Raw genomic sequence first — 20523 nt, forward strand, 5'->3', positions numbered from 1 at the left:
CTTTGCCCTGAGACGCCCGGCCGAGCGCCGGGCGTTTTTATTCGCGTCAGAAAAATACTTTTTTTCAATAGGTTACACATGAATCCTGATATTCCTCTGCAACTCCTGGGCGGCATCACGGCACGGGAGTTCATGCGCGACTACTGGCAGAAAAAACCCCTGTTGATCCGCCAGGCGATCCCTGACTTCGAGAGCCCGATCGATGCCGATGAACTGGCCGGCCTGGCCCTGGAAGAGGAAGTCGAATCGCGTCTGGTGATCGAGCACGGCGAGCGTCCATGGGAGTTGCGCCGCGGCCCGTTCGCCGAAGACGAGTTCGGCAAGTTGCCGGAGCGCGAGTGGACGCTGCTGGTACAGGCTGTCGATCAGTTCGTACCGGAAGTCAGCGAACTGCTGGAGCATTTCCGCTTCCTGCCGAGCTGGCGCATCGACGATGTGATGATCAGCTTCGCGGCCCCGGGTGGCAGCGTCGGTCCGCACTTCGATAATTACGACGTATTCCTGCTGCAAGGCCACGGCAAGCGCAACTGGAAGATCGGCCAGATGTGCGATTCCGATAGCCCGCTGCTGCCTCATGCCGACCTGCGCATCCTCGCCGACTTCGAAGCCACCGACGAATGGGTCCTGGAACCGGGCGACATGCTCTACCTGCCGCCACGCCTGGCTCATTGCGGCGTGGCCGTGGATGATTGCATGACCTACTCCGTGGGCTTCCGCGCACCGAGCGCCGCCGAAGTGCTGACCCACTTCACCGACTTCCTCAGCCAGTTCCTGCCGGACGAAGAGCGCTACACCGACGCCGACGCGCGCCCGGTGAGCGATCCGCACCAGATCCAGCATGATGCCCTGGACCGCCTCAAGGGCCTGCTGGCCGAACACATGAGTGACGAGCGCCTGTTGCTGACCTGGTTCGGCCAGTTCATGACCGAACCGCGCTACCCGGAACTGGTGGTCGGGCCGGAACTGGAAGAAGACGACCTGTTGGCCGGCCTGGAACAAGGCGCGGTGATCATCCGCAATCCGAGCGCGCGCCTGGCCTGGTCGGAAGTCGATGACGACCTGCTGCTATTCGCCAGCGGCCAGAGCCGTTATCTGCCGGGCAAACTGCGCGACTTGCTGAAAATGATCTGCGCCGCCGACGCCCTGCACATCGACAATCTCGGTCCGTGGCTGGCGGACGAAGACGGTCGCGGGCTGATCTGCGAATTGGTCAAGCAAGGCAGCCTGGGGTTCGCCGATGAATAAAATTCACGTTCGTGTCGCAGACTGGCAAAAGGATAACGCCGAGATCCGGCGCATTCGTGAAGCGGTGTTCATTGCCGAGCAGTCCGTCCCGCCTGAGCTGGAATGGGATGCCGATGACCAGGGCGCCGTGCACTTCCTCGCCTACGAAGGCGATTTCCCCATCGGCACCGCCCGCCTGCTGGTCGATGGTCACGTCGGTCGGGTCTCGGTGCTCAAGGACTGGCGTGGCCTGAAGGTCGGTGACGCGCTGATGCACGCTGTGATTGCCGAGGCCGAGAAACGCGGCCTCAAACAACAAATGCTCAGCGCCCAGGTGCATGCCACGCCGTTCTATGAGCGACTGGGCTTTGCCGTGGTCAGCGAGGAGTTCCTGGAAGCCGGGATTCCTCATGTGGATATGGTGCGGCGTTCGACCTGACTCAACCCTGATCCGAGGCGGGGTGAACACCTGTGGCGAGGGAGCTTGCTCCCGCTGGGCTGCGTAGCAGCCCCAGAAGCTTGCGAGCGCTGCGCACTGGTGCGCCAGCCCGGTCGAGCGGGAGCAAGCTCCCTCGCCACAAAAGCACTCTCGCCATAAGAGCACGGCAACACCCAAAACGCCCCGCCATTCTCCGATGCCGGGGCGTTTTGCCGTCTATCATTCAACTTGCCCCACCCGAAGCCGACAAAATGGCAATATCAAGCCTTTGTCTCGCGGAGAAATGGAATGTCCCTACGCACCCTCCTGGTCACCCTGCTGCTCGGCTGCAGCCTGTCGGTCATGGCCGACACGCAGATCGTGCCACTGAACTACCGCACCAGCGCCGACCTGCTACCAGTGGCGCAGAACTTCATCGGCAAGGACGGCCAGGTCAGCGCTTACGGCAACCAACTGATCGTCAACGCCGCCCCGGGCAAGATTGAAGAGCTGCGGCAATTTCTAGCCCAACTCGATACAGCGCCCAAACGCCTGTTGATCACGGTCGACACCAACGAAAACAACCTGCAAGGCGACCAGGGCTACTCCATCAACGGCGCCGCCCCGAGCCAGACCCGCATCATCAATCGCAGCACCGCCAGCCGCGACGGCGGCGTACAGCAGGTGCAGGCCAGCGAAGGCCAGCCGGCGCTGATCCAGGTTGGCCAGAGCGTGCCGTTCACCAGCAGCCAGAGCGACAGCTACGGCCGCGTGCAAAGCCAGACCCAATACCGCAACGTCACCCAGGGTTTCTATGTCACCGCCAGCGTCACCGGCGAAACCGTTCACCTGAGCATCAGTACCAACCGTGACCGCATGAGTCAGGAGCGTCCCGATGTAGTGAACGTGCAAAGTACCGACACAACTGTCAGCGGACGCCTGGGTGAATGGATCACCCTGGCCGGGGTCAATCGCCAGACCCAGGCCGATAAACAGGGCCTGACCCGCAGCTACTCGACTCAGGGCCGCGATGACATGATTCTGCGGGTCAAGGTCGACACCCTGAACTGAAGCACCAAAAACTGACTGATGAGTCGTATTAGACCAAAGATGTAGTGCTAGAAAAAAAGCACTACAAAACGTTTGACGAGCCAAAAAACCGAAGGCATGATGGCCTCGCTCCCGCTAATCAGGGGCCCTGGCAAGGGCCTTCGGGTCGACGCTTGCAACTACCCTGCGAGCCGATTCGTGTCTGTACCGCCCACAAGGTGTGTTTGACGAGGTTGCGACTGGAACGAAGTTGTCCCGAGGGACGGAAGCGTAACTAGGTAACCCGGCATCACTCTGAGTTCACATGAAGGCCCACGACGCCCGATTGCGCCCGCAGTTCGCCTCTACCTGCTCACTTTCCCCTCGAGCCCATCGTTCATCCCGTCGCCACCCCGCCTGAACCGACTTGTCCGCCCGGCCCCCTGGCCAGCGAGCAGCCCCCTACGCCAATGTCTGGCGAAGCCGGCAGGAGCAGGAATTTTCCACCCAAGACCTATGCGACGAGGTTTATCTCCATGGCACTGACACGCGAACAGCAAATTGCAGCCCTTGAAAAAGACTGGGCTGAAAACCCGCGCTGGAAAGGCGTGAAGCGCAATTATTCCGCTGCTGACGTCGTCCGTCTGCGTGGCTCGGTTCAACCTGAGCACACCTTTGCGAAAATGGGCGCCGAGAAGCTCTGGAACCTGGTGACCCAAGGCGCCAAGCCGTCCTTCCGCCCTGAGAAAGATTTCGTCAACTGCATGGGCGCCCTGACCGGCGGCCAGGCTGTGCAGCAAGTCAAGGCCGGTATCCAGGCGATTTACCTGTCGGGCTGGCAAGTAGCGGCGGACAACAACTCCGCCGAGTCGATGTACCCTGACCAGTCGCTGTACCCGGTGGACTCGGTTCCGACCGTGGTCAAGCGCATCAACAACTCGTTCCGTCGCGCCGACCAGATCCAGTGGAAAGCCGGCAAGAACCCGGGCGACGAAGGCTACATCGATTACTTCGCGCCGATCGTGGCTGACGCCGAAGCCGGTTTCGGCGGCGTACTGAACGCCTACGAGCTGATGAAGAGCATGATCGAGGCAGGCGCCGCCGGCGTTCACTTCGAGGACCAACTGGCTTCGGTGAAAAAATGCGGCCACATGGGGGGCAAGGTACTGGTACCGACCCAAGAAGCCGTGCAGAAGTTGACCGCAGCCCGTCTGGCCGCCGACGTCGCTGGCGTGCCAACGATCATCCTGGCTCGCACCGACGCCAACGCCGCTGACCTGCTGACTTCCGACTGCGACCCGTACGACCAGCCGTTCGTGACCGGCACCCGCACCCAGGAAGGCTTCTATAAAGTACGTGCCGGCCTCGACCAGGCCATCGCCCGCGGCCTGGCCTACGCACCGTACGCCGACCTGATCTGGTGCGAAACCGCCAAGCCGGACCTGGACGAAGCCCGTCGCTTTGCCGAAGCGATCAAGAAGGAATACCCGGACCAGATCCTGTCGTACAACTGCTCGCCTTCCTTCAACTGGAAGAAAAACCTGGACGACGCGACCATCGCCAAGTTCCAGCGCGAACTGTCCGCCATGGGCTACAAGCACCAGTTCATCACCCTGGCCGGCATCCACAACATGTGGCACAGCATGTTCAACCTGGCGCACGACTACGCCCGCAACGACATGACCGCCTACGTGAAGCTGCAAGAGCAGGAATTCGCCGACGCCGCCAAAGGCTACACCTTCGTGGCGCACCAGCAGGAAGTGGGCACCGGCTACTTCGACGACATGACCACTGTGATCCAGGGCGGGACCTCTTCGGTTACCGCGCTGACCGGCTCGACCGAAGAAGAGCAGTTCCACTGATCCATCGCTGAACGGTCCTTGCGGGACCGATAAAAACCAACCGCAAGACCGACGATCTGAAGCCCCGACTGGTTCGGGGCTTTTTTTCGCCTACGCTTCAACAACCAACGCAATGCCCCTCTGTGGGAGCGAGCCTGCTCGCGATGACGTATCCACATGCAACATCGATGCAGGCTGGACCACCGCCCTCGCGAGCAGGCTCGCTCCCACAGTGGAAAAATGTTTGAACGACGAAAAAAATTGATCGAACGCAGTAACAGGGAGTCTGAAAAAGAGTAAAACGGCCGGCGCTGACAATTGCAGTCGCTACCCCTGTAAGAAAAGTTCTCAACTACTGCGCGGGCATATGATGGAAGCCTCGCTCAAACAATAACAATTATCATTTAGGCGAACATTTCTTTGTTACAACCGACGCGAAACATTATTGAAGAATCAATGCCAATGCCTACCCCGCCGGGGCCGTGGGGTTGTGGAGGTGCGCTATGTCCTTATTCCAATAAATAATTTCGCTATAGGAATTTTACTTGCCCGGTGTTTAGCCATAAAATCACCGCGATTGATTGCTGCGACATATCGTCACTGCGTTATTTCTTTCAAGCTCAGAGGCCCTTGCCCTCTGTTAAGGATTTCCAGCATGCCCGAAGCGACAGGACTCATGGCCCACAACTGGGGCTTTGCCATTTTCCTTCTGGGTGTTGTCGGCCTGTGCGCCTTCATGCTCGGCGTGTCGAGCCTCCTCGGGTCACGAGCCTGGGGCCGCAGCAAAAACGAACCGTTCGAGTCCGGCATGCTACCTACCGGTGGCGCCCGCTTGCGGCTCTCAGCCAAATTCTATCTGGTCGCGATGCTCTTCGTGATCTTCGATATCGAAGCCCTCTTTCTCTTTGCCTGGTCTGTGTCCGTCCGCGAAAGCGGCTGGACCGGATTCGTCGAAGCGCTCGTTTTCATAGCAATTCTGTTGGCAGGTCTTGTCTACCTTTACCGGGTGGGGGCACTTGATTGGGCTCCGGAAGCTCGGCGCAAGCGGCAAGCGAAGCTGAAACAATGAGGCTTTGGCAATGCAATACAATCTCACCAGGATCGACCCCGATGCTCCTAACGAGCAGTATCCGATCGGCAAGCGGGAAACCGTCGCCGATCCGTTAGAAGATCAAGTCCACAAGAACATCTTCATGGGCAAGCTCGAAGACGTGCTGAACAGCACGGTCAACTGGGGTCGCAAGAACTCCCTGTGGCCGTACAACTTCGGCCTTTCGTGCTGCTACGTGGAAATGACCACCGCCTTCACGGCGCCCCACGACATCGCGCGCTTTGGCGCCGAGGTGATCCGGGCATCGCCGCGCCAGGCGGATTTCATGGTTATCGCCGGCACGCCGTTCCTGAAAATGGCCCCTATCATCCAGCGCCTGTACGAACAGATGCTGGAACCCAAGTGGGTCATTTCCATGGGCGCCTGTGCCAATTCCGGCGGCATGTACGACATTTATTCCGTGGTCCAGGGAGTCGACAAATTCCTCCCGGTGGATGTCTACGTGCCCGGCTGCCCGCCCCGCCCCGAAGCGTTCCTGCAAGGCCTGATGCTGTTGCAGGAATCCATCGGACAGGAACGTCGCCCGCTGTCCTGGGTGGTCGGTGATCAAGGCGTCTACCGCGCCGACATGCCGTCGACCAAGGAAGAGCGCCGCGAACAGCGAATCGCAGTCACCAACCTGCGCAGCCCCGACGAAGTCTGATCCAGCTCTGTCCTGCCCAGGAAACGAGACACTGGCTTCATTCTTTACGTTGACCGAAAGCGATAAATAACCATGACTACAGGCAGTGCTCTGTACATCCCGCCTTACAAGGCAGACGACCAGGATGTGGTCGTCGAACTGAACAACCGTTTTGGTCCTGACGCGTTCACCGCCCAGGCGACCCGCACCGGCATGCCGGTGCTCTGGGTGGCCCGCGCCAGGCTCGTCGAAGTCCTGACGTTCCTGCGCAACCTGCCCAAGCCGTACGTCATGCTCTATGACCTGCACGGCGTGGACGAGCGCCTGCGCACCAAGCGCCACGGGCTGCCCGACGGTGTCGATTTCACCGTGTTCTACCACTTGCTGTCGGTGGAGCGTAATAGTGACGTAATGATCAAGGTCGCCTTGTCCGAGAGCGACCTCAGCGTGCCGTCCGTCACCAGCATCTGGCCGAACGCCAACTGGTACGAGCGTGAAGTCTGGGACATGTTCGGCATCGACTTCCCCGGCCACCCGCACCTGACCCGCATCATGATGCCGCCGACCTGGGAAGGTCACCCGCTGCGCAAGGACTTCCCGGCCCGCGCCACCGAGTTCGATCCGTACAGCCTGTCCCTGGCCAAACAACAGATCGAGGAAGAAGCCGCGCGCTTCAAGCCCGAAGACTGGGGCATGAAACGCTCCGGGGCGAACGAGGACTACATGTTCCTCAACCTCGGCCCGAACCACCCTTCGGCCCACGGTGCGTTCCGCATCATCCTGCAGCTGGACGGCGAAGAAATCGTCGATTGCGTCCCTGACATCGGCTACCACCACCGTGGCGCCGAGAAGATGGGCGAGCGTCAGTCCTGGCACAGCTACATTCCGTACACCGACCGTATCGATTACCTGGGCGGGGTGATGAACAACCTGCCGTACGTGCTCTCGGTCGAGAAACTGGCCGGCATCACCGTGCCGGACCGGGTCAACGTGATTCGCATCATGATGGCCGAGTTCTTCCGGATCACCAGCCACCTGCTGTTCCTGGGCACCTATATCCAGGACGTCGGCGCCATGACTCCGGTGTTCTTCACCTTCACTGACCGCCAGAAGGCCTACACCGTGATCGAAGCGATCACCGGTTTCCGCCTGCACCCGGCCTGGTACCGCATCGGTGGCGTCGCCCACGACCTGCCGCGCGGCTGGGAAAAACTGGTCAAGGACTTCGTCGAGTGGATGCCCAAGCGCCTGGACGAATACACCAAGGCCGCCCTGCAAAACAGCATTCTCAGAGGTCGTACCATCGGCGTCGCCGACTACAACACCAAGCAGGCGCTGGAATGGGGCGTCACCGGCCCGAGCCTGCGTGCCACCGGCCTGGACTTCGACCTGCGCAAGGCCCGCCCGTACTCCGGCTACGAGAACTTCGAATTCGAAGTGCCGCTGGCGGTCAACGGCGATGCCTATGACCGCTGCATGGTGCGCGTCGAGGAGATGCGCCAGAGCGTCAAGATCATCGAACAATGCATGCGCAACATGCCGGAAGGCCCGTACAAGGCGGATCACCCGCTGACCACGCCGCCACCCAAGGAGCGCACGCTGCAACACATCGAGACCCTGATCACGCACTTCCTGCAAGTTTCGTGGGGCCCGGTCATGCCGGCCAACGAATCCTTCCAGATGATCGAAGCGACCAAGGGCATCAACAGTTATTACCTGACGAGCGATGGCGGCACCATGAGCTACCGCACCCGGATCCGCACCCCGAGCTACCCGCACCTGCAGCAGATCCCTTCGGTGATCAAAGGCAGCATGGTCGCGGACTTGATCGCGTACCTGGGTAGCATCGATTTCGTTATGGCCGACGTGGACCGCTAAGCATGAACAGCACGCTTATCCAGACTGACCGTTTCGCCCTGAGCGAAACCGAGCGCTCGGCCATCGAGCACGAGCTGCATCACTACGAAGACCCGCGCGCGGCGTCGATCGAAGCCCTGAAGATCGTCCAGAAGGAACGTGGCTGGGTGCCCGATGGCGCGCTCTACGCCATCGGCGAGATCCTCGGCATCCCGGCCAGCGACGTCGAAGGCGTCGCGACCTTCTATAGCCAGATTTTCCGCCAGCCCGTGGGCCGCCACATCATTCGCGTCTGCGACAGCATGGTCTGCTACATCGGTGGCCACGAGTCCGTGGTCAGCGAGATCCAGGGCAAGCTGGGCATCGGCCTGGGCCAAACCACCGCCGACGGCCGCTTCACGCTGTTGCCGGTGTGCTGCCTGGGCAACTGCGACAAGGCACCGGCGCTGATGATCGACGACGACACCTTCGGTGACGTCAAACCTGAAGGCGTCGCCAAACTGCTGGAGGGCTACGTATGACCCTGACTTCCTTCGGGCCCGCCAACCGCATCCAGCGCTCGGCCGAAACCCACCCCCTGACCTGGCGTCTGCGTGACGACGGCGAAGCGGTATGGCTGGACGAATACCAGGCCAAGAACGGCTACGCCGCTGCGCGCAAGGCGTTCACCCAGATGGCCCAGGACGATATCGTCCAGACCGTGAAAGACTCCGGCCTCAAGGGTCGCGGCGGTGCGGGCTTCCCCACCGGCGTGAAATGGGGCCTGATGCCCAAGGACGAATCCATCAACATCCGCTACCTGCTGTGCAACGCGGATGAAATGGAGCCCAATACCTGGAAAGACCGCATGCTGATGGAGCAACTGCCCCATCTGCTGATCGAAGGCATGCTGATCAGCGCCCGTGCGCTGAAAACCTACCGTGGCTATATCTTCCTGCGCGGCGAATACACCACCGCCGCCAAGCACCTGAACCGTGCCGTGGAAGAAGCCAAGGCCGCAGGCCTTCTGGGCAAGAACATCCTGGGTTCGGGTTTCGATTTCGAGCTGTTCGTGCACACCGGTGCCGGACGCTACATCTGCGGTGAAGAAACCGCGCTGATCAATTCCCTCGAAGGCCGCCGCGCCAACCCGCGCTCCAAGCCGCCCTTCCCTGCCGCTGTCGGCGTGTGGGGCAAGCCGACCTGCGTGAACAACGTCGAGACCCTGTGCAACGTGCCGGCGATCATCGCCGACGGCGTGGACTGGTACAAATCCCTGGCCCGCGACGGCAGCGAAGACATGGGCACCAAGCTCATGGGCTTCTCCGGCAAGGTCAAGAACCCCGGCCTGTGGGAACTGCCGTTCGGCGTCACCGGTCGCGAATTGTTCGAGGACTACGCCGGCGGCATGCGCGATGGCTACAAGCTCAAGTGCTGGCAGCCTGGCGGCGCCGGTACCGGTTTCCTGTTGCCCGAACACCTGGACGCCCAGATGTACGCCGGCGGCATCGCCAAGGTCGGCACCCGCATGGGCACTGGCCTGGCCATGGCGGTGGACGACAGCGTCAATATGGTCTCGCTGCTGCGCAACATGGAGCAGTTTTTCGCTCGCGAATCCTGCGGCTTCTGCACCCCTTGCCGCGATGGCCTGCCCTGGAGCGTCAAGCTGCTGATGGCCATCGAGCGCGGCGAAGGCCAGCCCGGCGACATCGAGACCCTGCTGGGCCTGGTCGGTTTCCTCGGCCCAGGCAAGACCTTCTGTGCTCACGCACCGGGTGCCGTGGAGCCGTTGGGCAGCGCAATCAAATACTTCCGCCCTGAATTCGAGGCCGGCATCGCGCCCACCCGCGCGGGCGATCTCAATCAGGTGGTCTCGCCGACCATGGTCGGCGCGTAACGACGCTTAAGAAGGCGAAGGGTCCGTGCCCTTCGCCTTTCGTCCGATGACGCCTTTTCACCGAGGCTGTTTGGATTCGGACGAATGACAAGATTCCATTAGCCACGCCCGCTGACACCGGGCCAACGAAGAACTTTGAACCATGGCCACTATCCACGTAGACGGCAAAGCGCTCGAAGTCGACGGGGCAGACAACCTGTTACAGGCATGTCTGTCGCTGGGCCTCGACATCCCTTATTTCTGCTGGCACCCCGCGCTCGGTAGCGTCGGGGCCTGCCGCCAGTGCGCGGTCAAGCAGTACACCGACGAGAACGACACCCGTGGTCGGATCGTCATGTCCTGCATGACCCCTGCCACCGACAACACCTGGATCTCCATCGACGATGAAGAGTCCAAGGCCTTCCGCGCCAGTGTCGTCGAATGGCTGATGACCAACCATCCTCACGACTGCCCGGTCTGTGAGGAAGGCGGTCACTGCCACCTGCAAGACATGACCGTGATGACCGGCCACAACGAGCGCCGTTATCGCTTCAAGAAGCGCACCCACCAGAACCAGCAACTGGGCCCGTTCATCTCCCACGAGATGAACCGCTGCATCGCCTGCTACCGCTGCGTACGCTTCTACAAGGACTACGCCGGCGGCACCGACCTGGGCGTATTCGGCGCCCACGACAACGTGTACTTCGGTCGCGTTGAAGACGGCACCCTGGAAAGCGAATTCTCCGGCAACCTCACCGAGGTCTGCCCGACCGGTGTGTTCACCGACAAGACTCACTCCGAGCGCTACAACCGCAAATGGGACATGCAGTTCTCGCCGAGCATCTGCCATGGCTGCTCCAGCGGTTGCAACATTTCCCCGGGTGAGCGCTACGGCGAACTGCGCCGCATCGAAAACCGCTATAACGGTTCGGTGAACCAGTATTTCCTCTGCGACCGCGGTCGTTTCGGCTATGGCTATGTCAATCGCAAGGACCGCCCACGCCAGCCGCTGCTGGCCGACGGCACCAAGCTGAGCCTGGACGCAGCCCTGGACAAGGCCGCCGAGCTGCTGCGCGGTCGTAACATCGTTGGCATCGGTTCGCCCCGGGCCAGCCTGGAAAGCAACTACGCCCTGCGTGAACTGGTCGGCGCCGAGCACTTCTACAGCGGCATCGAAGCCGGTGAGCTGGAGCGCATCCGCCTGGTCCTCGACGTGCTGAAGAACAGCCCGCTGCCCGTGCCGACGATGCGTGACATCGAAGACCACGACGCGGTGTTCGTGCTTGGCGAAGACCTGACCCAGACCGCCGCCCGCATGGCCCTGGCCCTGCGTCAGTCGGTCAAGGGCAAGGCCGAAGCGATGGCCGACGCGATGCGCGTCCAGCCATGGCTAGACGCCGCCGTGAAGAACATCGGCCAGCATGAGCTGAACCCGTTGTTCATCGCCAGCCTGGCTGAAACCAAGCTCGACGACGTGGCCGAAGAATGCGTCCACGCCGCTCCTGACGACCTGGCACGCATCGGTTTCGCCGTGGCCCACGCCCTGGACGCCAGCGCTCCGGCCGTCGAAGGCCTGGACAGCGAAGCAACCGGCCTGGTCCAGCGTATTGCCGATGCCCTGCTGGCGGCCAAGCGTCCATTGATCATCGCCGGTACCTCGTTGGGTTCCAAGGCGCTGATCGAAGCCGCCGCCAACATCGCCAAGGCCCTGAAGCTGCGCGAGAAGAACGGCTCCATCAGCCTGGTCGTACCGGAAGCCAACAGCCTCGGCCTGGCCATGCTCGGTGGCGAGTCGGTCGATGCCGCATTGCAGGCAGTGATCGACGGCAGCGCCGACGCTATCGTGGTGCTGGAAAACGATCTGTACACCCGTACCGACAAGGCCCTTGTCGACGCGGCCCTGAGCGCGGCGAAAACCGTGATCGTCGCCGACCACCAGAAAACCGCCACCACCGACCGCGCCCACCTGGTGCTGCCGGCGGCGAGCTTCGCCGAAGGCGACGGGACGCTGGTCAGCCAGGAAGGTCGCGCCCAGCGTTTCTTCCAGGTCTTCGACCCGCAATACCTGGACGCCAGTATCCTGGTGCACGAAGGCTGGCGCTGGCTGCATGCCCTGCGCGCTACCCTGCTCAACCAGCCGATCGACTGGACGCAGCTGGACCATGTCACCGCTGCCGTGGCGTCGAGCACCGCGCAACTGGCCGGCATCGTCGATGCCGCACCGTCCGCCGCGTTCCGCATCAAGGGCTTGAAGCTGGCCCGTGAACCGCTGCGCTACTCCGGCCGCACCGCGATGCGCGCCAACATCAGCGTCCACGAACCGCGCACCCCGCAGGACAAGGACACCGCGTTTGCCTTCTCCATGGAAGGTTACTCGGGCTCCGCCGAACCGCGCTCGCAAGTGCCGTTCGCCTGGTCGCCGGGCTGGAACTCGCCGCAGGCCTGGAACAAGTTCCAGGACGAGGTCGGTGGTCACCTGCGTGCCGGTGACCCTGGCACCCGCCTGATCGAAAGCCAGGGCGATGGCCTCAGCTGGTTCGCCAGCGTGCCGCGTGCCTTCAACCCGGCGCCGGGCACCTGGCAGGTCGTGCCGTTCCATCACCTGTTCGGCAGCGAAGAGAACTCTTCCAAAGCCGCACCGGTACAGGAACGCATTCCGACCGCCTACGTGTCGCTGGCCAAGTCCGAAGCCGATCGCCTGGGCGTCAACGACGGTGCCCTGCTGAGCCTGAACGTGGCCGGCCAGACCCTGCGTCTGCCGCTGCGCATCAACGAAGCATTGGGCGCCGGCCTGGTGGCCCTGCCGGCCGGCCTGGCGGGCATCCCGCCGGCGGTATTCGGTAAAACCGTTGACGGTCTGCAGGAGGCAGCGCAATGAGCTGGTTCACCCCTGATGTGATCGCCGTGATCCTGACGGTTCTCAAGGCCATCGTGATCCTGCTGGCCGTGGTGGTCTGCGGCGCGCTGCTGAGCTTCGTCGAACGACGCCTGCTGGGCTGGTGGCAGGACCGCTACGGTCCGAACCGCGTCGGCCCGTTCGGCATGTTCCAGATCGCCGCCGACATGGTCAAAATGTTCTTCAAGGAAGACTGGACGCCGCCGTTTGCCGACAAGGTGATCTTCACCCTGGCACCAGTGGTGGCCATGAGCGCCTTGCTGATCGCCTTCGCGATCATCCCGATCACCCCGACCTGGGGCGTGGCGGACCTGAACATCGGCCTGCTGTTCTTCTTCGCCATGGCCGGCCTGTCGGTGTACGCGGTGCTGTTCGCCGGCTGGTCGAGCAACAACAAGTTCGCCCTGCTGGGCAGCCTGCGGGCCTCGGCCCAGACCGTGTCCTACGAAGTGTTCATGGGTCTTGCGCTCATGGGCATCGTGATCCAGGCCGGTTCGTTCAACATGCGCGACATCGTCGAGTACCAGGCCCAGCACCTGTGGTTCATCATTCCGCAGTTCTTCGGCTTCTGTACCTTCTTCATCGCTGGCGTGGCCGTGACTCACCGTCACCCCTTCGACCAGCCGGAAGCGGAACAGGAACTGGCCGACGGTTACCACATTGAATACGCCGGCATGAAATGGGGCATGTTCTTCGTCGGTGAGTACATCGGCATCATCCTGATCTCGGCGCTGCTGGTGACGCTGTTCTTCGGTGGCTGGCACGGTCCGTTCGGCATCCTGCCGCAACTGTCCTTCGTCTGGTTCGCCCTGAAGACTGCGTTCTTCATCATGCTGTTCGTCCTGCTGCGCGCCTCGATCCCGCGTCCGCGCTACGACCAGGTAATGGATTTCAGCTGGAAGTTCTGCCTGCCGCTGACCCTGATCAATATGCTGGTGACCGCTGCGATCGTTTTGATGAACGCGCCCGCGGCCGCGGTTCAGTGAGGATTTGACCCATGTTCAAATATATTGGCGACATCGTTAAGGGTACCGGTACCCAGCTGCGAAGCCTGGTCATGATCTTCGGCCATGGCTTTCGCAAGCGCGACACCCTGCAATACCCGGAAGAGCCGGTTTACCTGGCACCGCGTTATCGTGGCCGCATCGTGCTGACCCGCGACCCCGATGGCGAAGAGCGCTGCGTGGCCTGCAACCTGTGCGCCGTGGCGTGCCCGGTAGGCTGCATCTCGCTGCAGAAAGCCGAGACCGAAGACGGTCGCTGGTACCCGGACTTCTTCCGCATCAACTTCTCGCGCTGCATTTTCTGCGGCCTCTGCGAGGAAGCATGCCCGACCACCGCGATCCAGCTCACGCCGGATTTCGAAATGGCGGATTTCAAACGTCAGGACCTGGTGTACGAGAAAGAAGACTTGCTGATTTCCGGTCCCGGTAAAAACCCTGATTACAACTTCTATCGTGTTGCAGGCATGGCCATTGCCGGTAAGCCGAAAGGCGCCGCGCAGAATGAAGCCGAACCGATCAACGTGAAGAGCTTGCTGCCTTAAGGAAGAAAGATGGAATTCGCTTTCTATTTCGCATCGGGTATTGCTGTGGTCTCCACGCTTCGCGTGGTCACCAACACCAACCCCATACATGCCCTGCTCTACCTGATCATTTCGCTGATCGCCGTGGCCATGACGTTCTTCGCCCTCGGCGCGCCGTTCGCCGGTGCCCTGGAAGTGATCGCCTACGCCGGCGCCATCATGGTGCTGTTCGTGTTCGTGGTGATGATGCTGAACCTGGGCCCGGCCTCGGTGCAGCAGGAACGCACCTGGCTCAAGCCGGGCATCTGGGCCGGGCCGGTGATTCTCGCCGCGCTGCTGCTGGGTGAACTGCTGTATGTGCTGTTCGCTCACCAGAGCGGCCAGGCCATCGGCCAAACCACCGTAGGCGCCAAGGCCGTGGGCATCAGCCTGTTCGGTCCGTACCTGCTGGTGGTCGAACTCGCCTCGATGCTGCTGCTTGCCGCAGCCGTCACGGCGTTCCACTTGGGCCGTAACGAGGCGAAGGAGTAATTACATGCCTGCTATCCCTCTCGAGCATGGTCTGGCGGTTGCCGGCATCCTGTTCTGTCTCGGTCTGGTCGGCCTGATGGTCCGGCGCAACATTCTGTTCGTGCTGATGAGCCTGGAGGTGATGATGAACGCCGCCGCCCTGGCCTTCATCGTCGCGGGCGCTCGCTGGGCGCAGCCGGATGGACAGATCATGTTCATCCTGGTGATCAGCCTGGCAGCCGCCGAGGCCAGTATCGGCCTGGCGATCCTGTTGCAGCTGTATCGCCGCTTCCACACTCTGGATATTGACGCTGCCAGTGAGATGCGCGGATGAACCTGATCTTTCTGACTTTCGTATTCCCCCTCATCGGTTTCCTGCTGCTGTCGTTCTCCCGTGGACGCTGGTCGGAAAACCTCTCGGCGCTGGTGGGCGTCGGCTCCATCGGCCTGTCTGCCATCGTCGCGGCTTACGTGATCTGGCAGTTCAACGTCGCCCCGCCCGAAGGCGGCGTGTACGTGCAGGTGCTGTGGCAGTGGATGGCGGTGGAAGGCTTCACGCCGAACTTCGCCCTGTATCTGGACGGCCTGTCCATCACCATGCTCGGCGTGGTGGTCGGCGTGGGCTTCCTGATCCACCTGTTCGCCTCTTGGTACATGCGCGGTGAAGCCGGTTACTCGCGCTTCTTCGCCTACACCAACCTGTTCATCGCCAGCATGCTGTTCCTGGTGCTCGGCGATAACCTGTTGTTCCTGTATTTCGGCTGGGAAGGCGTGGGCCTGTGCTCGTACCTGTTGATCGGTTTCTACTACAGCAACCGCAACAACGGTAACGCGGCACTCAAGGCGTTCATCGTGACCCGGATCGGCGACGTGTTCATGGCCATCGGCCTGTTCATCCTGTTCCAGCAACTGGGCACGCTCAATATCCAGGAACTGTTGGTCAAGGCTCCCGAGCACTTCAAGGTCGGTGACTTCTGGATCGTCCTGGCGACCCTGATGCTGCTGGGCGGCGCCGTCGGTAAATCCGCGCAACTGCCGCTGCAAACCTGGTTGGCGGACGCAATGGCCGGCCCTACCCCGGTCTCGGCGCTGATCCACGCGGCAACCATGGTGACCGCCGGTGTCTACCTGATCGCCCGTACCCACGGTCTGTTCGCCCTGGCGCCGGACATCCTGCACCTGGTGGGCATCGTCGGTGGCGTGACCCTGGTCCTGGCCGGTTTTGCCGCGCTGGTCCAGACCGACATCAAGCGGATCCTCGCCTACTCGACCATGAGCCAGATCGGCTACATGTTCCTGGCCTTGGGCGTCGGCGCCTGGGAAGGCGCGATCTTCCACCTGATGACCCACGCGTTCTTCAAGGCGCTGCTGTTCCTTGCCTCCGGTGCGGTGATCGTGGCCTGCCATCACGAGCAGAACATCTTCAAGATGGGCGGCCTGTGGAAGAAGCTGCCGCTGGCCTATGCCAGCTTCATCGTCGGCGGCGCGGCCCTGGCGGCGTTGCCATTGGTCACCGCCGGCTTCTACTCCAAGGACGAGATCCTCTGGGAAGCGTTCGCCAGCGGTAACCAGGGCCTGCTGTATGCCGGCCTGGTGGGTGCGTTCATGACCTCGCTGTACACCTTCCGCCTGATCTTCATCGCGTTCCATGGTGAAGCCAAGACCGAAGCCCACGCCGGCCATGGCATCGCCCACTGGCTGCCGCTGTCGGTGCTGATCGTGTTGTCGACCTTCGTCGGCGCCATGATCACCCCACCGCTGCACGGCGTACTGCCACAAAGCGTCGGCCATGCCGGCGGCGAAGCCAAGCACAGCCTGGAAATCGCCTCGGGTGCCATCGCCCTGGCCGGTATCCTGCTGTCGGCGCTGCTGTTCCTGGGCAAGCGTCGTTTCGTCACGGCCATCGCCAACAGCGGCCTGGGCCGTATCCTTTCGGCCTGGTGGTTCGCTGCCTGGGGCTTCGACTGGATCTACGACAAACTGTTCGTCAAGCCATACCTTGCGATCAGCCACATTCTGCGCAAAGACCCGCTCGACCAGACCATCGGCCTGATCCCGCGCATGGCCAAGGGCGGCCACACTGCCCTGAGCCGTACCGAGACCGGTCAACTGCGTTGGTATGCGGCTTCCATGGCGGCTGGCGCCGTGCTGGTTATCGGCGCCATCGTGCTGGTAGCGGTCTGATATGAACCTTGCGAACTTGCGAAAGGAAACGAGCCCGTCATGATTCTGCCCTGGCTAATCCTGATCCCCTTTATCGGCGGCCTGCTGTGCTGGATCGCGGAGCGCTCCAGCTCCACGCTCCCGCGCTGGATTGCGCTGCTGACCATGTCCCTGGAACTCGCGCTCGGCCTCTGGCTGTGGGCGACCGGCGACTATTCATTGGCCCCTGCCCCCGTTGCCAATCCGACCTGGGCGCTTGAGTTCAAGCACCTGTGGATCGAGCGCTTCGGCATCAGCGTGCACCTGGCCCTCGACGGCCTGTCGTTGCTGATGATCCTGCTGACCGGCCTGCTGGGTATCCTCTCGGTCCTGTGCTCCTGGAAAGAGATCCAGCGCCACGTCGGCTTCTTCCACCTGAACCTGATGTGGATCCTGGGCGGTGTCGTCGGCGTGTTCCTGGCGCTGGACCTGTTCATGTTCTTCTTCTTCTGGGAAATGATGCTGGTGCCGATGTACTTCCTCATCGCGCTCTGGGGTCACAGCTCGGCGGACGGCAAGAAAACCCGGATCTACGCAGCGACCAAGTTCTTCATCTTCACCCAGGCTTCCGGCCTGATCATGTTGGTGGCGATCCTGGGCCTGGTACTGGTGAACTTCAACAACACCGGCGTGATCACCTTCAACTACGCCGACCTGTTGAAAGTGCAGATGTCGCGCACCACCGAGTACGTGCTGATGCTCGGCTTCTTCATCGCCTTCGCGGTGAAACTGCCAGTGGTGCCGCTGCACTCCTGGCTGCCGGACGCCCACGCCCAGGCACCGACCGCAGGCTCCGTGGACCTGGCTGGTATCCTGCTCAAGACGGCGGCCTACGGCCTGCTGCGCTTTGCGCTGCCGATGTTCCCCAACGCCTCGGCCGAGTTCGCGCCGATTGCCATGACCCTGGGTCTGATCGGGATCTTCTACGGTGCGTTCCTGGCGTTCGCCCAGACCGACATCAAGCGTCTGATCGCGTTCTCCAGCGTCTCGCACATGGGCTTCGTGTTGATTGGCATCTACTCCGGCAGCCAGCTGGCCCTGCAAGGCGCGGTGATCCAGATGCTGGCCCACGGTCTGTCCGCTGCGGCACTGTTTATCCTCAGCGGCCAGCTGTACGAGCGCCTGCACACCCGCGACATGCGTGAGATGGGTGGCGTGTGGTCGCGCATCGCCTACCTGCCGGCCATCAGCCTGTTTTTCGCCGCTGCCTCCCTGGGCTTGCCAGGTACCGGTAACTTCGTTGGTGAGTTCCTGATCCTGATCGGCACGTTCGCCAGTTCGCCGTGGATCATCGCCATCGCTACGTCCGGCCTGGTGTTCGGCTCGGTCTACTCGCTGATCATGATCCACCGCGCCTACTTCGGTCCGTCCAAGTCGGACGAAGTGTTGCGCGGCATGGACGGTCGCGAACTGATCATGGTGCTTGGCCTTGCGGTGCTGCTGGTGTACCTCGGCGTCTACCCGCAACCGTTCCTCGACACCTCTGCCGCCACGATGCATGGCGTGCAGCAGTGGCTCGGCACCGCCTTCTCTCAACTCGCTTCGGCCCGGTAAGAGCGCTATGGAATTCACGATTCAACACTTTATCGCGCTTGCGCCGCTGTTGATCACCAGCGCCACGATCATCGTGGTGATGCTGGCGATCGCCTGGCGCCGCAATCACGCCCAGACCTTCCTGCTGTCGGTGGCGGGGCTGAACCTGGCCCTGCTGTCGATCCTGCCGGCCCTGAAAGTCGCACCGTTGGCGGTCACACCGCTGATCCAGATCGACAGCTTCGCCTGCCTGTACATGGCGCTGATCCTGGTCGCCACCCTGGCCTGCGTCACCCTCGCCCACGCTTACCTGGGCGATGGCGGCTCGGGTTATCCGGGCAACCGCGAAGAACTGTACCTGCTGATCCTGATGGCCGCCGCCGGTGGCCTGGTCCTGGTCGGCGCGCAGCACCTGGCCAGCCTGTTCATCGGCCTGGAACTGCTGTCGGTTCCGGTCTATGGCCTGGTGGCCTACGCCTTCTTCAACAAGCGCTCCCTGGAAGCCGGCATCAAGTACATGGTGCTGTCGGCGGCCGGTTCCGCGTTCCTGTTGTTCGGCATGGCGCTGCTGTACGCCGAAGCCGGCACCCTGAGCTTCGTCGGTATCGGCCAGGCCCTGGCGGCCACCGGCCTGCCAAGCCCGATCGCGCAACTGGGCCTGGGCATGATGTTGATCGGCCTGGCGTTCAAGCTGTCGCTGGTGCCCTTCCACCTCTGGACCCCGGATGTCTATGAAGGCGCCCCGGCGCCAGTGGCCGCGTTCCTCGCCACTGCGTCGAAAGTGGCGGTGTTCGCGGTCATGGTGCGACTGTTCCAGATGTCGCCAGTGGCCAGCAGCGGCGTGCTGAGCAACGTACTGACCATCATCGCCATCGCGTCGATCCTGTTCGGTAACCTGCTGGCACTGACCCAGAGCAACCTCAAGCGTCTGCTGGGTTACTCGTCCATCGCCCACTTCGGCTACCTGCTGATTGCCCTGATCGCCAGCAAGGGCCTGGCCGTGGAAGCCATCGGCGTGTACCTGGTCACCTACGTGATCACCAGCCTCGGCGCGTTCGGCGTGATCACCCTGATGTCCTCGCCATACAACGGCCGCGACGCCGACGCCCTGTACGAATACCGCGGCCTGTTCTGGCGCCGTCCGTACCTGACCGCCGTGCTGACCGTGATGATGTTGTCTTTGGCCGGCATCCCGCTGACCGCCGGCTTCATCGGCAAGTTCTACATCATCGCCACCGGCGTCGAGGCTCATCAATGGTGGCTGGTCGGCTCCCTGGTGCTGGGCAGTGCCATCGGCGTGTTCTACTACCTGCGCGTCATGGTCACCCTGTACCTGATGGAACCGAACCTGCGTCGCCACGACGCCGAGTTGCACTGGGAGCAGAAAGCAGGCGGCGTGATGCTGCTGGCTATCGCCGTACTGGCGTTCTTCCTCGGTGTGTACCCGCAGCCGTTGTTGACGTTGGTGCAACAGGCCGGCCTGACGGGCTGATCGCTAGAAAGGTGAAGTCACAAAAAACCCGTATCGCGAGATACGGGTTTTTTTATACCGGAGAGATCAAGGGTCATGAAAAGGCCCTAGCCGCCTAACTTTCCGTAGGAAAAAACACCCTCCCTACAATGAGTCTCTGCCATTTGACATTGCACTTGTAGGAAGTCTCCCAAACTGCGTCGAGACCCTCGCAAAGCAATGGAATTCCTTTCTTGAACTGATTCAGGCTGACGTCCTTTGAACAACCACCGATGCGCAACACGCAGGTGCCAGGGACATCCCATGTCAGACCAACCCATTCTCTTCTTCGACCACAGCCGCCACACCCTGCGGATCTCCAAGATCGACGCCCAACTCGATGTCCTCGCCTTCGAAGGCGTCGAACAACTGAGCCGGCCCTACCACTAT

The 20523-nt window shown here is 61.9% G+C and carries 17 protein-coding genes; all 17 read left to right on the top strand.

Going from position 1 to position 20523, the window contains the following annotated elements; translation table 11 throughout:
* The first annotated feature begins 78 nt into the window (after window positions 1–78).
* The 17 genes from ACLEJR_RS18860 (at window position 79) to nuoN (ending at window position 20115) form a co-directional block, all read left to right on the top strand.
* Entirely contained in the window at window positions 79–1245 is a 1167-nt protein-coding gene (locus tag ACLEJR_RS18860) for a ribosomal protein uL16 3-hydroxylase (RefSeq protein ID WP_440815715.1), read from the top strand.
* Complete coding sequence (locus ACLEJR_RS18865; RefSeq protein WP_440815718.1) at window positions 1238–1663, top strand: GNAT family N-acetyltransferase; 426 nt, start codon at window positions 1238–1240, stop codon at window positions 1661–1663. The genes ACLEJR_RS18860 and ACLEJR_RS18865 overlap by 8 nt, the downstream gene beginning before the upstream one ends.
* 288 nt (window positions 1664–1951) lie before the next feature.
* Complete coding sequence (locus ACLEJR_RS18870) at window positions 1952–2713, top strand: secretin N-terminal domain-containing protein (RefSeq protein WP_440792922.1); 762 nt, start codon at window positions 1952–1954, stop codon at window positions 2711–2713.
* Between the two features lie 494 nt (window positions 2714–3207).
* Window positions 3208–4533 carry an isocitrate lyase gene (gene aceA / locus ACLEJR_RS18875; RefSeq protein ID WP_041021072.1) on the top strand — a complete coding sequence of 442 codons (1326 nt, stop codon included), beginning with the start codon at window positions 3208–3210 and terminating at the stop codon, window positions 4531–4533.
* A gap of 634 nt (window positions 4534–5167) precedes the next feature.
* The gene (locus ACLEJR_RS18880) at window positions 5168–5581 is read left to right on the top strand and encodes an NADH-quinone oxidoreductase subunit A (RefSeq protein ID WP_003180067.1); all 414 of its coding nucleotides are present in this window, start codon (window positions 5168–5170) and stop codon (window positions 5579–5581) included.
* Window positions 5582–5591: 10 nt separating this feature from the next.
* Window positions 5592–6266, top strand: coding sequence for a NuoB/complex I 20 kDa subunit family protein (locus ACLEJR_RS18885; RefSeq protein WP_245144832.1), 675 nt, complete (start codon window positions 5592–5594; stop codon window positions 6264–6266).
* A 72-nt stretch (window positions 6267–6338) separates the two neighbouring features.
* Window positions 6339–8123 carry an NADH-quinone oxidoreductase subunit C/D gene (gene nuoC, locus ACLEJR_RS18890; protein ID WP_440815721.1) on the top strand — a complete coding sequence of 595 codons (1785 nt, stop codon included), beginning with the start codon at window positions 6339–6341 and terminating at the stop codon, window positions 8121–8123.
* A gap of 2 nt (window positions 8124–8125) precedes the next feature.
* The gene (gene nuoE, locus ACLEJR_RS18895; RefSeq protein ID WP_042729785.1) at window positions 8126–8623 is read left to right on the top strand and encodes an NADH-quinone oxidoreductase subunit NuoE; all 498 of its coding nucleotides are present in this window, start codon (window positions 8126–8128) and stop codon (window positions 8621–8623) included.
* Window positions 8620–9978, top strand: a complete 1359-nt coding sequence (nuoF, locus tag ACLEJR_RS18900; RefSeq protein WP_440792917.1) for an NADH-quinone oxidoreductase subunit NuoF — start codon at window positions 8620–8622, stop codon at window positions 9976–9978. The genes nuoE and nuoF overlap by 4 nt, the downstream gene beginning before the upstream one ends.
* Window positions 9979–10120: 142 nt before the next feature.
* Entirely contained in the window at window positions 10121–12835 is a 2715-nt protein-coding gene (gene nuoG, locus ACLEJR_RS18905) for an NADH-quinone oxidoreductase subunit NuoG (RefSeq protein ID WP_440815724.1), read from the top strand.
* Window positions 12832–13839 (top strand): NADH-quinone oxidoreductase subunit NuoH, encoded by a 1008-nt coding sequence (gene nuoH, locus ACLEJR_RS18910; RefSeq protein ID WP_440815727.1) that lies wholly within the window; start codon window positions 12832–12834, stop codon window positions 13837–13839. The genes nuoG and nuoH overlap by 4 nt, the downstream gene beginning before the upstream one ends.
* Before the next feature lie 11 nt (window positions 13840–13850).
* Window positions 13851–14399, top strand: coding sequence for an NADH-quinone oxidoreductase subunit NuoI (gene nuoI, locus ACLEJR_RS18915; protein WP_024779320.1), 549 nt, complete (start codon window positions 13851–13853; stop codon window positions 14397–14399).
* Window positions 14400–14408: 9 nt separating this feature from the next.
* Window positions 14409–14909, top strand: a complete 501-nt coding sequence (gene nuoJ, locus ACLEJR_RS18920) for an NADH-quinone oxidoreductase subunit J (RefSeq protein ID WP_440792912.1) — start codon at window positions 14409–14411, stop codon at window positions 14907–14909.
* Between the two features lie 4 nt (window positions 14910–14913).
* Window positions 14914–15222, top strand: a complete 309-nt coding sequence (gene nuoK / locus ACLEJR_RS18925; protein ID WP_017131317.1) for an NADH-quinone oxidoreductase subunit NuoK — start codon at window positions 14914–14916, stop codon at window positions 15220–15222.
* Window positions 15219–17072: an NADH-quinone oxidoreductase subunit L gene (gene nuoL / locus ACLEJR_RS18930; RefSeq protein WP_440792910.1), complete on the top strand. Its 1854-nt coding sequence runs from the start codon at window positions 15219–15221 to the stop codon at window positions 17070–17072. Before nuoK ends, nuoL begins: the two co-directional genes overlap by 4 nt.
* 39 nt (window positions 17073–17111) lie before the next feature.
* A complete protein-coding gene (gene nuoM / locus ACLEJR_RS18935; protein ID WP_440792908.1) occupies window positions 17112–18644 on the top strand; it encodes an NADH-quinone oxidoreductase subunit M in 1533 nt (510 codons plus the stop codon).
* 7 nt (window positions 18645–18651) lie between these two features.
* Window positions 18652–20115 (top strand): NADH-quinone oxidoreductase subunit NuoN, encoded by a 1464-nt coding sequence (gene nuoN / locus ACLEJR_RS18940; RefSeq protein WP_440792906.1) that lies wholly within the window; start codon window positions 18652–18654, stop codon window positions 20113–20115.
* The last annotated feature ends 408 nt before the right edge of the window (window positions 20116–20523 follow it).

Source organism: Pseudomonas sp. SMN5 (assembly GCF_052041925.1).
Taxonomy (GTDB): Bacteria; Pseudomonadota; Gammaproteobacteria; order Pseudomonadales; family Pseudomonadaceae; genus Aquipseudomonas.